Consider the following 13564-nt stretch of genomic DNA (forward strand, 5'->3'; position numbering starts at 1 on the left):
GCGCGCACGATCCGCAGGGTCAGGCGGCACACGCTGGTCCAAGCCTCGGCCGCGCCCGCCTGGCGGTGAGCGCCGTCGATTTATTGGCTGCCCTACACCAATGGCGGATGCGCACGTGGGCGCAGATGCCTATGCTGGCGGTTTGATTCCACCAGGACCCACGATGCGTCAACGCCTGCTTGTCCTTGCCCTGCTCACCGGCCTCAGCGCCTGCCAGCAACAGCCCGAATCACCGCGCGCCGATGCAGCCGCGCCTGCCGCCAGCCAGGCACAGACCCCGGATGCGCGCTTTGCCGCATTATCCAAACAGGCCCTGGACACCTGGATGCAGCTGTCGCCGGTGACCGCCACCCAGACCGGCGACCATCGCTTCGATGCGCAAATCGACGACCTGAGCGCCGGCGGCCGTCAGCGCAGCGTGGATGCGGGCAAGAAGCTGCTGGCCACCCTGGATGCAATCGAGGTGGCCAAGCTTTCGCGCGAGAACCAGGTGGATGCGGCCATCCTGCGCAATCAGCTGCAATCGGAGATCTGGAATACCGAGGTGCTGCAAAGCTGGGCCTGGGACCCGCAGGTCTACAACGGGCTGGCCGGCAGCGCGCTGTACAGCCTGATGGCGCGCGAATTCGCGCCGCTGCCCGAGCGCCTGACCGCGGCCACCCAGCGCATGGAAAAGATCCCGAGCATCTTTGCGCAGGCACGCGAGAACCTGGACCCGGCGCGCGTGCCGAAGATCCATGCCGAAACGGTGGCCAAGCAGAACAAGGGCATCCTGAGCATCGTCGACAGCTTCATCGCGCCCAACATCAGCCAGCTTGGCCCGATCGAGGCGGCGCGTGCGCAGGCGGCCATCGACAACCTGCGCAAGGCAGTGGCCGAGCAGCAGACCTGGCTGGACACCGTGCTGGTCCCCAATGCCAAGGGCGACTTCCGCATCGGTGCGGAAAAATACGATCAGAAGCTGAAATTCGCGCTGCTGTCGTCGCTGTCGCGTGCCGACATCAAGCAGCGCGCCGAATCCGAGCTCAAGCGCGTGCGCAGCGACATGTACGGGATTGCGCGCACGGTACTCAAGGACAAGCCCGGCGCCCCCAAGTTGCCCGACTCGCCCACCGACGACCAGCAGCAGGCGGCGATCGAAGCGGCGCTGGAACTGGCGTATGCCGACAAGCCGGCGCGCGACAAGGTGGTGGACGCGGCCAAGGCAGCGCTGGCCCAATCCACCGAATTCGTGCGCCACAAGGACTTGATGACGCTACCCGATTCGCCGGTGGACATCATCCTGATGCCGGAGTTCCAGCGTGGCGTGGCGGTCGCGTATTGCGATTCGCCCGGCCCGCTCGACAAGAATCTCAAGACGTTCTACGCGGTATCGCCGATTCCCGACGACTGGAACGACAAGCAGGTCGATTCGTTCCTGCGCGAATACAACACCCGCATGATCCAGCTGCTCAGCATCCATGAGGGCACGCCGGGTCACTACCTGGAAGGCTGGCATTCGGCCAAGTTCCCCTCCACGCTGCGCGCGGTGCTGCGCTCGGGCATGTTCGCCGAAGGCTGGGCGGTTTACACCGAGCGCATGATGCAGGAGCAGGGTTACCTGGATAACGACCCGCTGTTCCACCTGGTGCAGCTCAAGTTCTACCTGCGCACCATTGCCAATGCCATTCTCGACCAGGGTGTGCATGTGGACGGATGGGATCGCGACAAGGCGATGCACCTGATGACCCACGACACCTTCCAGCAGGAAAGCGAAGCCTCGGGCAAGTGGGTGCGTGCGCAGCTCTCCTCCGCACAGCTCCCGACCTACTTCGTCGGCGTGCAGGAACATCTGGACACCCGCAAGGCGGTACAGGACAAGCTCGGCGAGACCTTCAACCTGAAGGCCTATCACGACAAGATGCTGTCCTACGGTGCACCGCCGGTACGCTTCGCCCGCGAGCTGATGCTGGATCAACCGATCGAGTGAGCATTTCCCTTCTCCCCGCGGGAGAAGGTGCCCCGCAGGGGCGGATGAGGGTACGGGCGACGCCTCGCGTGCCTCATAGAGGACGCATTTTCCTGGTGCGAATTCAATCGACCATGAAGCCTTGTGTCATCCAAAACTAGCAAGTGGCTTCGCCCCGGACCCTCACCCCAACCCCTCTCCCGCCGGGAGAGGGGCTTAGGTCGCCGCCAATGTCTATTGGCCAGTTTCCAACCCGCGTTACCCCAGTCGCGTGTCCTTACACGTAGCTTTCCGTCACGCATCCGCAGCAACAAACCCTCCGGTCTGCCGCGCCCAAAGCCGTGCATACAGGCCGCCATGCGCAATCAATTGCGCATGCGTGCCTGTCTCGACGATCTTGCCGGCATCCATCACCACCAGCCGGTCCATGCGCGCGATGGTCGAAAGGCGGTGCGCGATGGCGATCACCGTCTTGTTGCCCATCAGCGCGTCCAGGCTGTCCTGGATGGCGGCCTCCACTTCCGAATCCAGCGCCGAGGTCGCTTCGTCCAGAATCAGGATCGGCGCGTCCTTCAGCAATACCCGCGCAATCGCGATGCGCTGGCGCTGACCGCCGGAGAGCTTGACCCCGCGCTCGCCCACATGCGCATCGAAACCGCGGCGGCCTTCGCCATCGATCAGCGTGTCGATGAAACTGTCGGCGCGTGCCTTGCGCACGGCATCGAGAATCTGCGCCTCGCTGGCCTGCGGCCGCCCATACAGCAGGTTATCGCGGATCGAGCGATGCAACAGCGAGGTGTCCTGGGTGACCAGGCCGATCTGCCCGCGCAGGCTTTCCTGCGTCACGGTTGCGATGTCCTGCCCGTCGATCAGGATGCGGCCCTGCTCCAGGTCGTAAAGCCGCAGCAACACGTTGACCAGGGTGGATTTGCCGGCACCGGATGGCCCGACCAGGCCGATCTTCTCGCCGGCACGCACCTGCAGATCCAGCCCGGCGATCACCCCACCGCGCTTGCCGTAATGGAAATGGATGTGCTCGAACTGCACCTGCCCCTGCGTTACCTGCAGCGGCACCGCATCGGCTGCATCCTGCACCTGCACCGGTTGCGAGATGGTCTGCATGCCGTCCTGCACGGTGCCGATGTCCTCGAAGATGCCGTTGACCGTCCACATGATCCAGCCGGACATGTTGTGGATACGGATCACCAGACCGGTGGCCAGGGTGATCGCGCCCACGCTGATCTGGCCGCGGCTCCACAACCACAGCGCCAGCGCGCAGGTCCCCACGATCAAAAAGCCGTTGGCCACTGCGATGGCGGTGTCCATGGCGGTGGTCACCCGGGTCTGCCGGCGGTGTTTCACCGCCAGTTCGTCGATGGCATCGCGCACATACGCCTGTTCGCGGCCGGCATGGGCGAACAACTTGAGCGTGGAAATATTGGTATAGCCATCGACGATGCGGCCGGTCGCCTTGGAGCGCGCATCGGAGGCAACCCATGCGCGCGCCTTCATGCGCGGCACGAAAAACGCCATCAGCGCGACGTACACCACCAGCCAGAGCAGCAGCGGCGCCATCAGCCAGGGGTCTGCCTGCGCGAACAGCCACAGGGCACTGCCGGTGTAGACCACGATGTACCACAGCGCATCCACCATCTGCACGGCCGACTCGCGCAGCGAGGTGCCGGTCTGCATCACCCGATTGGCGATGCGCCCGGCAAAATCGTTGTTGAAGAAGCCCAGGCTCTGGCGCACCACGTAGTTGTGCATCAGCCAGCGCGAACGGTTGCTAAGACCCGGCACGATCGCCTGATTGACCAGCAGATTGTGCAGGCCGGTGAAGAACGGCCTTGCCACCAGCGTGATGACCGCCATCCAGATCAGTTCGCCCGCATGCTGCCGGAAGAAGTCCGGCCCAGGCTTGTCGGCAAGCATGTCGACGATGCGGCCGAGGAAGTCGAACATCGCCACTTCCACCAGCGCCAGCAGCAGCCCGGCGATCAAGGTGGCCAGCAGGATCGGCCACAACGGCCGCAGATAATGCAGATAAAAGCGCCACACGCTGCGTGGCGGCATCTCCCGCTCGATGGGCGGGAAGATATCGATCAGAGACTCGAACCAGCGGAACATTGCGCGGACTTCGGAAACACCGGGATCTCAGGCTAGCCGATCGGGCGTCAAGCCGCAGTGGCGCTGGTCGGCACGCGGCTTGATCAGCCCATGCACTGCGTCAACGCCGTCGCCAGGAGAACAAGAGACGAGGTTTGCAGCGCCTTCGCCCATGAGGCGCCACCGCTGTCACTCGCGCACGCGCGCGAGCAGGCGATTGACCTCTGCCAGATCGAAATGCCCGGGTTCCAAGCGCCCACCCAAGCTCGCCAATTCCTGCACATGCCGCGGGTGGTCCGGGTCGGCGATGATGTGCAACAGCGCCTGGTAATCGGCAATGCCGCCACTGCTATTCGGCGGGCAGGCATTGGCACCGTCCACACAGCGCGCCACGCGCAGGCCGGCATCGGTCGGCAACAGCGCTTCCACTTGCAGCCGATGCTGCCAGCCAGGGCCGGCGCCGTAGAAATACTCGAAGCCTTCCAGTTCGCCCACCGCGCTTTCCAGCGTGACACGCGCGGCATGCTTGAGCCGGGGACGCTCGGGCACATCCAGCCCGGATTCGCCGTAACGCCCGCCGCTGAGGTCGAATTCGTAGGGATGGGCGCCATTCCAGCCCATCACCGGCTGCAATACGCGATGCAAGGTGGCCAGGCGTACTGCGCCCGACACCAGCAGGCGCCGCCAGATCAGCGGCGCACTGCCGGTCAATGCCACATGCAGTTGATACACCGGCGCAGGTGCCTGCAGCGCTTGCTGCGCGGATTTCTTTTTTGCCTTGGTCATCATGCGATGCGTGTGCCTGCCTGTTACCAGTATGGCGTGCCAGGCAGGCGAATGTAGACGCTGTCCAGATCGGCGAATGAAATCACTGCGCAACCGCCAGGCGGGCGCTGCCGGTGCCCGGGTCGGGATGTAGCACTTGTCCATCCCGCCTCTAAGCGCCCGTCCACGCCCGCCCGACCGCCACGCGTCACGGTTTGTTGGCCACGCTCAGGCACTGCGGCGCAGGCGCAAACCGAACAGCAGGTCATACAGGATCGGAATCAGGCCCAGCGTCACCAACGTGCCCAACGCCAGCCCACCGATCATGGTGATCGCCATCCCCGTCCACAGCGGGCCTGCAAACAGCATCAGCGGCACCAGGCCGACGATGCAGGTGAGCTTGGTCATGACGATCGGGCGCAGCCGCTTGACCGCGGCCGCCACCACCGCTTCGCGGCGCGGCAGGCCATCGGCAAGTTCGGCTTCGATGCGCTCCAGCAGCAACACCGCGTTGTTGACGATGATGCCGGCCAGCGCCAGCAGGCCGAAGGTCGCCATGAAGCCGAACGGATAGCCGGTCATCACCAGCGCCAGTGCCGCACCGATCAGCACGAACGGCACCGCCGACAGCACGATGAACAACTTGCGGAACGAGTTGAACTGCCACACGAACAGCAGCAGGATCGCGCCCAAGGCATGCGGCATGTAGTGCAGCAGGGCCTGATTGGCTTCGGCCGAATCTTCCAGCTCGCCACCAATCTCCACGCGGTAGCCGGGCGGCAGCTTGAGCGCGGCGATTGGCGCGGACAGCCGCTCGACGATCTCCGTCGCGGTCAGTTGCGGGTTGCGCGCGGTCACGGTGATCGCACGGCTGAGGTTGCGCCGCTGGATCGCCGACGGCTCGCTGTCGCGCAGCACCGTGGCGACCGCCGCCAACGGTACCGGTGCGCCGCCTGCCTGCGGGTACACCAACGTATCGGCCGGGTTGCCGTTGGCGGCACGCTCGTCGGTGCTGCCGCGCACGACAACCGGCACATCGGTGCCATCGTCGCGGATCAACGTGGCATCCACGCCGCTGTAGCGCCCCTGCAATGCCTGCGCAATGTCCTCGCTGCTGACACCGGCGCGGCGGGCCTTGAGCTGGTCCACCTGCACCAAATAGCGCGGAATGCGCGCCTGCCAGTCATCCTGCACGTCCACGGTGCCCGGCACCGCCCGCAAGGCCCTGGCGATCGCAGCAGCGCTGCTGCGCAGGACCGCCTCGTCCGGACCCACCACGCGATACACCGCCATCCCGGCTTCGGTGGCGCCCAGCGAAAAGCGCTTGGGCTCGGCGCGCAGCGCGGGGAAGTGGCTGCGCACATGCGAGCGCACCCGTGCGATCACCGCATCGATGTCGGTCCCCGGCCGCACGCTGACCGTGAAGTAGGCCTGGTTGGCCGCCGGCAGCGGCGGGTTCAGGCCCAGCACGATGCGCGGCCCGCCATCGGCAACATACCCGATGCTGTCCACCACCTCGGGGTTGGCGCGGCGGTCGCCCAACCAGCGGCTGAGTTCACTCACCGTGCGCAGCGTTTGGCGTGCATCGCTGCCCGCCTGCAAGGTCACCGGCATCTGGAACTGCAGGCGGTCGGACTTGGGCAGGAAGTCGTATGGAATGGACACCAGCACGGTGACCGCCACTGCCAGCATCGCCGTCATCGCGCCGATGAACAGCACCTTGTGCTGCAGCACGCGTTCGATCACACGGCGGTAGCCGCGATAGAACCGCGATTCGGCTGCATCGCTGGTCTTGGTGACATGCACCTTGGCGAAGTGCATGCACAGCAGCGGCGTCACCGTGATGCTCAGCAACCACGAACCCAGCAGCGTCACGCCAAGCACGGTGGCCAGCGAGCGCAGATATTCATTGGTGCTGGTCTGGCCGAAGAAGAACGGCGAGAACGCCAGCACGATGACCAACGACGAGGTCAGCAAAGGTGTCGCCAACGTCCGGCCCGCATCGATGCAGGCCTGGCGGCGTTCCTCGCCGGCCACCAGGCGGCGCTCGATGTCTTCGGCAATCACGATGCCGTTGTCCACCAACAAGCCCAGCGCAAGAATGATGGCGGCAATGGAGACCGTCTGCAGCTCCACGTTCAGCACACGCATGACGATCAGCGAGGCGAAGATGGTCAACGGCACGATCGCGCCGACGATCAACCCGGTACGCCAGCCCAGAAACAGCATCACCACCGCCATGACGATGACAATGGTCTCGCCCATGACGTGATGCATCTTGCCCATCTCGCGCTCGACCACATCGGCCTGGAAGCTCACCACGTGCTGGGTGAAGCCGACAGGCAGCTCGTGCGCGGTGTCGTCGAGCTTGGCGCGCAGCGCCTTGCCGAACTCGGCGATATTGGTGCCCGGCTGCATCGAGACCGAGACCACCACCGCCGGCTGGCCCTGGTAAACGGCCGCGCTTTGCGGCGGGTCGGCCGGCATCACCTGCACCTGCGCCAGCTCGCCCAGGGTCACCTCGCGGGCACCGCCCGCAGGTGCGCCGGGCACGCTCAGCAGAACAGCGCGCAACTGCTCGGGCGTGCGGATTTCGCCGGACGTGGCCACGGTCAGCGCCAGCCCCGACACCGCGACCTGCCCACCGGAACCCACCACATTCTGCGCGCGCAACTGCGCCATCACGCTGGACGGCGTCAAGCCGCTCGCCAGCAACCGTGCGCGATCAAACGACACATACACCGATTCGTCCTGCAGGCCATATAACTTCACCTGCTCCACGCCGGGCAAGGCGTACAGCTGCTCGCGCATGCGCCGCAACGGGCCGCGCATTTCGCTCATCGAAAAGCCCGGTGCGGTCACCGCGATCGACGCCACCGACACGCGCCCGAAGTCGTCGTCGACAAAGGGACCAAGCGTGCCCGCAGGCAATTGCGCGCCGGCCTCCGCGGCCTTGGCGCGTACCCGCTGCCACAGCGCCGGCAGATCCTGCACATCGTCATAGGCGGTCAGCTGCACGATCGCGCTGCCCGGATGCACCGTGGTGACGATGCGCTTGATGCCGGCCAGCTCGCGCAAGCGCTCCTCCACCGGACGCGCCAGCAGGTTTTCCACCTGCTCGCTGGGCATGCCGGGATAGGCCACCGACACCAGCGTGTCGCGTACGGTCACCGACGGTTCTTCCTGCGATGGGAAACCGAGAAACGCCACGATGCCGCCGATCAGGATCATCGCTGCGGCAAACAACGTCAGCCGGCTCGAGCGCATCGCCATCTGGGTCAGCTTCATGGCGTGCGACCTCCGCTCAGCTGCGTCTGCGCCTGCAGTGGCGTCACCGGCTGGCCGTTCACCAAGAAGCCCACACCGGCGCTCACCACCTGCTCGCCTGCCCGCAGCCCGCGCAGAATCTGGACGCGCTCGCCGACGATCGTTCCCAGGTCGACCGCGCGTTCGATCACGGCCCGCGTGGCCGGCTGGTAAACGAACACGCTGGCCTGTTGCCGGTTGAGTCGGGGCAATACCGCCGACAACGGCACGCTCGGCGTGGACGCGGCAGCAGGCGGCAGCGTCAGCATCACGCTGTCGCCGCTGCGCAGCGAAGGCGCGGCGGCGAGCGGTTCCAGCAACGCCTGCACCGTCGTGGCATTGTCCAGGCGGCTGGAAAGACTGCGCAGACGCAGTTCGATCGGCGCGCCGCCCGCATCCACCACGCGGGCATGCACGGTTTGCCCCGGCACCAGACCGGCACCGGCAATTGCCGGCAGCGTGGCGACCAGTTGCACATGGCCCTGCCCCTCCACCTGCAGCACCGCCTGCCCCGCCGCCACATCGGCCTGCGGCTGTTGCAGGCGCGCCACCACGCTGCCATCGAAGGGCGCGCGGAGCTCGCCCAGACGCGCGCCGCGGCGCGCCATGGCCAGGTCGGCCCTGGCCACCTGCAGCTGCGCGGCGGCCGCATCTGCCGCCGCCCGCGCGGCAGTCAAGGTGGCGCTGGAACTGGCGCCGTCATCGAACATTGCCTGTTGCTGGCGCAATTGCAGTTGCCGTTCGCCCGATTGCGCCAGTGCCGCGCGCACGTTGGCATCGGCCTGCTGTTCGCGCAGGCGCAGCGGCTCATCGTCCAGCCGTGCCAGCAGTTGCCCGCGGGTCACCCGGTCGCCGACATCCACCAGCACCGCAGACAGACGGCCTGCCCCTTCGAACCCCAGCTCGGCGCGTTGTTCCTGGCGCACCAGCGCCGGCACCTGCAGTGGGTTATCGCCCCCGTTGCCGAAGCGCTCCAGCTTCACCGCGCGCGGCGTCTCGGTGGCCGGCGCCTCCGGCCCGCTGCATGCGGCCAGTCCCAGCAGCAACGTGCCGCACACCAGGCCGCGATAGAACATCGTCATCATTGGATCCCCCGGTGTATGCCGCTCAGCGGCTGTAGGTCAGTGCGAGGTTGCCGCTGACCACGCTGCGGCGTGCCACCAGCGGGCTGTCTTCGGCGTTGTCCAGGTAGCGCGTTCCGGTGACCCCCAACGTGGTGGCCCAGTGGTCGCCCAACGAGTGTGTCCAACTGCCACCTACCGCGGCGGCATACGCACCGGACCCGGCATTGAAGGCGGCAAAGCGGGTGCGCGCGGCTTGCGCATCGGTGACGCCGAAGTAAGCCTGATTGAAGCGGCGGTCGCCGCCATGCACGTCCAGGTCCAGGGTGACCGTGTCGTTAGCGCTATGCAGCAGGGTGAACTCCATCCCGGCGCGATAGCGGTTGCGGCGCGCAGCATCCTTGAGCGTGAATTCGGCCTCCGCATTGACGTTCATGTAGGGCGTCACTTGCTGCATCACCAGCGTGCGTGCGGTCACCGAGCCAGGCACATCGCCCATGCCGGCCAGCAGGCGCGAGCCCGGCCGCCAGTTGCTGTCGCTTTGCAGCCGGCCCAGGTCGTAATACAACGATTGCGATACGTAGAAGCCGGACTTGCTCTGGAATTGCAGGCCGCCGCCGCGGGAGGTGTCGAAGAACAACACGCCGCGCTGCACCACCAGCACCGGGTTGAATTGCACGCGCGCGCGCTCGGCACCGGCATACTCCGGCGTGGCAACCGCTGCGGCGCCTGCCGTGATTTCAGTGCGGTCTCCCAGCAGGCGCGAACTCCCGGTCAGATCGGTTTGTGCGTGCGCAATGCACGGAATGGCGCTCATGCAGGCAAGCACGCTGGCGCGAACGGCATGGTGGCCACGCAGGCGATTGAAGGACGATAGGTGCATCGAAAGTCTCCGTCGGAAGTCAGGAAGCGGTGGGCAGGCGCACGCCATAGAAGGCTTGAAACAGCGCAATACGGCTCAGCACGCGTTGGCGTGCGGTATCCAGGTAATCGAGTTCGGTCTGAGCGATGCGGGTCCGCTCGGCCAGCAGCGCGCTGCGGTCTTCCAGACCGGCATCCACGCGTTCATGCATTCGAGCAAGACGCAGTTGCTCGCGTTCGACCTGCTCGCGCGAGCGCGGCTCGGCCTGCGACAAGGTGGCGTGCGCGTCGAGCGCGTTGGCGACCTCGCGGAATGCAGACTCGATCGCCTGCTCGTAGGCAATGACATCGGCACGTTTGCGTATTTGCGCCAGGTCCAGGTTGGCGCGATTGCGGCCGCCATCGAACAACGGCAGGTTCAGTTGCGGCATGAAGCTCCATACGCCGTGGCCTGCAGAAAACAGGCCGTTCAATCCGTCGCTGGCCGTGCCCACGCTGCTGCTCAAGGTGATGGATGGAAAAAACGCCGCGCGCGCCGCGCCGATGTCGGCATTGGCCGCGCGCAATTCCAGCTCGGCCTGCTGGATGTCCGGGCGTTGCAGCAACAGCGACGAATCCAGGGCGCGCCACGCACTGGCAGGCGTATCAGCGGCGATCAGACCCTGCAGGTCGCCGGGTACCGGAGTGCTGTCGTAGCCGGCCAGCAACTGCAGCGCACGCAGCGCCGCAGCGTGGTTGTCGTTGCCCTGCAGGGCCGCCACATGGGCTTGGTCGGCCTGTCGCTGCTGCGCATCGCGCTCGTCGCGCGCAATCAGCCCTACCTGATATTGCCGCTCGGCGATGGCAAGCAGCGCAGCGCTGTCGGCATCCAGCGATTGCAGCTGCTGCAGCGCCTGCGCGGTGGTGCGCTCGGCGGTGTAGGCACGCAGCACCTCTGCAATCAGGGCGCCACGCGCCGCGTCGCGGCCATAGGCGCTGGCCAGGTAGCGCTGGCGTGCGGCCTCGGACATCGCCTGCAGCTTGCCGAAAAAGTCCACTTCGAAATTGCCGATTCCCGCATTGGCAATCACCAGATCCTGCTGGTACCGCGCATCCAGCGTCGGGTTGTCGAAATGTTGCCGCAGCTGCTGCGCGCCGACGGCGAGCGTCGGCAGGCGCGACGCCCGCGCAATGCCGTACTGTGCACGCGCCTGTTCTACCTGCAACGCCGCACGGCGGAAATCGCCGTTGTGCGCCAAGGCACGTTCGATGAGGGGCCGCAGGTCGCGGTCTGGCGCGAAGGCCTGCAGAAACGCGCGCTCTTGCTCGTTCAGAGCGACGGCGGCGGTCGCATCGGCGTCGGGCTGGCCGGATGCCGGCGCCAATGCCGCCTGCGGGCTGCCGAAGGTGGCCGGCACGCCGACCACCGGGCGCTGGTAGGCCGGCGTCAGCGAGCAGCCAACCGACAGCACCGCACTGGCGGCAACCAGGCACACGCAGGACCAACGATGCGGAATAATTTGTGGAATCATGATGTCGGAGCACAGAGCCAATCTCGACCGACATCCTCGACCCGCAGCGTCCAGGTTGTTTTCGGGAATTATCCAGATTTGATCGAGACGACAGGGCAACACGCCATGACAGGCAAAAAGGTTCTGCTGGTGGAAGACGACAGCGATAGCGCCAGCATTCTGGAGGCCTATCTACGCCGCGACGGCTTCGATGTGGCGGTGGCCGGCGATGGCGAACGCGCCATCCAGCTCCACCGGCAATGGGCACCGGATCTGGTGCTGCTGGACGTGATGCTGCCCAAGCTCAGCGGCATCGAGGTGCTGTCGACGATCCGCCGCGCCGGCGACACGCCGGTGATCATGGTCACCGCCATTGGCGACGAGCCGGAAAAGCTTGGCGCCCTGCGCTACGGCGCCGACGATTACGTGGTCAAGCCATACAGCCCCAAGGAGGTGGTGGCGCGCGTGCATGCGGTGCTACGCCGGAGCGTGGCGGTGCGCGCGCCAGGCGACCCATTGCAGCACGGTCGGCTGAGCGTGGATCCGGCCGCCGTGGTCGCCAGCGTGCAACACGAAAACGGCGACAGCGTGGCGCTGGATCTGACGCCGACCGAATTCAACCTGCTCGCGCTGCTGCTCAAGACCCCATTCAAGGCCTTTACGCGCAGCGAACTGCTCGACGCCTGCCTGCCCGACAGCGATGCATTGGAACGGGTGGTGGATTCGCACATCCACAACCTGCGTCGCAAACTCGAAGTGCATGGCATCACCGGTGTGCTGGTCACCGTGCGTGCAGTGGGGTATCGCTTTCAATGAAGGTGCTGCGGCGGTTTCATGCCTGGCGCAACCAGGCGCCCCTGTGGTGGTGGGTGGGACTGCGCATGAGCGCGCTGGCGGTGGTCACCATGATGGTCATCGCGTTCGGCATGTGGTGCTATTTCAACCTGCGCTACAGCCTGATCCTGAGCAACGTGCCGGCCGAGCCGCGTGCCGAGATCTCCCAGCTGATCGAGCAGCCCCGGGCCAACCAGGCGCGCCTGTGGGAGCTGTTCCAGCGCTATTACGACATCGAAAATTTCCTGCCCGGGCTGGCCAATCCGGACTGGTGGATGCTGGGCGCCATGATGACCATCTCGGTCCCGGTCATCCTGTTCTGCGGCCTGCTTGCGTCGCGGCCGCTGTCGCGGCAATTTTCGCAGGTGGCTTTCGCCGCGCACCGGGTCAGCGATGGCGATTTCGGCGCACGCGCGCAAGTGGTGCGCGGCGCGCCGGACGAGCTCACCGCCCTGGCCGACGACTTCAATACGATGAGCGGCAGGCTGCAGCAATACGAGCGCGAATTACGCGACTCCAGCGCGATGCTGGCGCATGAACTGCGCACCCCGCTCAATGCCGCGATGGGACGCGTGCAAGGCATGCTGGATGACGTCTTCCCGCGCGAACCGGAGCAACTGCGGCTGGTGCATCGCCAGCTGGAGCAGATCAATCGGCTGATCGGCGACCTGCACCTGGTGTCGCTGGCGCGTGCCGGCCAGCTGGTGCTGGAGCCGGAAAGCGTCGAGCTGCGGGAGCTCGTCGCCGAGCGCATCGAGTGGGCAGGCCCGGCGCTGCGCGAGGCGCAGATGACCATTCACTACCCCACGGCTCCGGCGCTGCGCCTGCATGCCGACCGGCACCGGCTGGGCCAGGTGCTGTCGATCCTGATCGATAACGCGTTGCGCTACGCCGCAGCCGGCAAGTTGCTGGAAATCGAGGTGCGCCGCGACGGCAACAGCGTGCAGCTCACCGTCGGCGACCGCGGTCCCGGCGTGGCGCCTGCGCAACTGCCGCACTTGCTGGACCGCTTCTGGCGCGCCGACAGCTCGCGCGCGCGGCATTCCGGCGGCAGCGGCCTGGGCCTGGCGATCGCCTCGGCCATCTGCCAGGCGCACGATGGCCAACTGGTCGTCAGCAACCGCCCCGGCGGTGGCCTGCTGGCCAGCGTGCAGTTGCCGCTGGGGCGTTGACGCAAGGCCCGGCCGCACACG

The 13564-nt window shown here is 66.2% G+C and carries 9 protein-coding genes; 3 read left to right on the forward strand and 6 right to left on the reverse strand.

From position 1 onward, the window contains the following. Positions 1 to 163: 163 nt before the first annotated feature. Complete coding sequence (locus ACCQ07_RS13910) at positions 164 to 1969, forward strand: DUF885 domain-containing protein (RefSeq protein ID WP_372363393.1); 1806 nt, start codon at positions 164 to 166, stop codon at positions 1967 to 1969. Between the two features lie 273 nt (positions 1970 to 2242). Here the strand turns inward: ACCQ07_RS13910 and ACCQ07_RS13915 are convergent, their stop codons facing one another. The 6 genes from ACCQ07_RS13915 to ACCQ07_RS13940 all read right to left on the reverse strand — a co-directional run bounded on the left by ACCQ07_RS13915 (position 2243) and on the right by ACCQ07_RS13940 (position 11558). After that, positions 2243 to 4075, reverse strand: coding sequence for an ABC transporter ATP-binding protein (locus ACCQ07_RS13915; RefSeq protein ID WP_014090589.1), 1833 nt, complete (start codon positions 4073 to 4075; stop codon positions 2243 to 2245). 168 nt (positions 4076 to 4243) lie between these two features. After that, on the reverse strand, positions 4244 to 4843 hold the full coding sequence (locus ACCQ07_RS13920) for a plasmid pRiA4b ORF-3 family protein (RefSeq protein ID WP_071118633.1): 600 nt from the start codon (positions 4841 to 4843) through the stop codon (positions 4244 to 4246). Positions 4844 to 5047: 204 nt separating this feature from the next. After that, positions 5048 to 8107 carry an efflux RND transporter permease subunit gene (locus tag ACCQ07_RS13925; protein WP_372363394.1) on the reverse strand — a complete coding sequence of 1020 codons (3060 nt, stop codon included), beginning with the start codon at positions 8105 to 8107 and terminating at the stop codon, positions 5048 to 5050. Further along, positions 8104 to 9210 (reverse strand): efflux RND transporter periplasmic adaptor subunit, encoded by a 1107-nt coding sequence (locus ACCQ07_RS13930; RefSeq protein ID WP_046931890.1) that lies wholly within the window; start codon positions 9208 to 9210, stop codon positions 8104 to 8106. Before ACCQ07_RS13930 ends, ACCQ07_RS13925 begins: the two co-directional genes overlap by 4 nt. 22 nt (positions 9211 to 9232) lie before the next feature. Continuing rightward, positions 9233 to 10069 (reverse strand): MipA/OmpV family protein, encoded by an 837-nt coding sequence (locus ACCQ07_RS13935; RefSeq protein ID WP_029819811.1) that lies wholly within the window; start codon positions 10067 to 10069, stop codon positions 9233 to 9235. Between the two features lie 19 nt (positions 10070 to 10088). Further along, the gene (locus ACCQ07_RS13940) at positions 10089 to 11558 is read right to left on the reverse strand and encodes an efflux transporter outer membrane subunit (protein ID WP_372364150.1); all 1470 of its coding nucleotides are present in this window, start codon (positions 11556 to 11558) and stop codon (positions 10089 to 10091) included. A 105-nt stretch (positions 11559 to 11663) separates the two neighbouring features. On the opposite strand from ACCQ07_RS13940, the gene ACCQ07_RS13945 reads away from it, so the two are divergent. Continuing rightward, complete coding sequence (locus tag ACCQ07_RS13945; RefSeq protein ID WP_372363395.1) at positions 11664 to 12353, forward strand: response regulator; 690 nt, start codon at positions 11664 to 11666, stop codon at positions 12351 to 12353. Continuing rightward, the gene (locus ACCQ07_RS13950) at positions 12350 to 13543 is read left to right on the forward strand and encodes a sensor histidine kinase (protein ID WP_008573491.1); all 1194 of its coding nucleotides are present in this window, start codon (positions 12350 to 12352) and stop codon (positions 13541 to 13543) included. Before ACCQ07_RS13945 ends, ACCQ07_RS13950 begins: the two co-directional genes overlap by 4 nt. The last annotated feature ends 21 nt before the right edge of the window (positions 13544 to 13564 follow it).

Origin of the sequence: Xanthomonas sp. NCPPB 3583 (assembly GCF_041475715.2) — a bacterium.
Taxonomy (GTDB): domain Bacteria; phylum Pseudomonadota; class Gammaproteobacteria; order Xanthomonadales; family Xanthomonadaceae; genus Xanthomonas; species Xanthomonas euvesicatoria.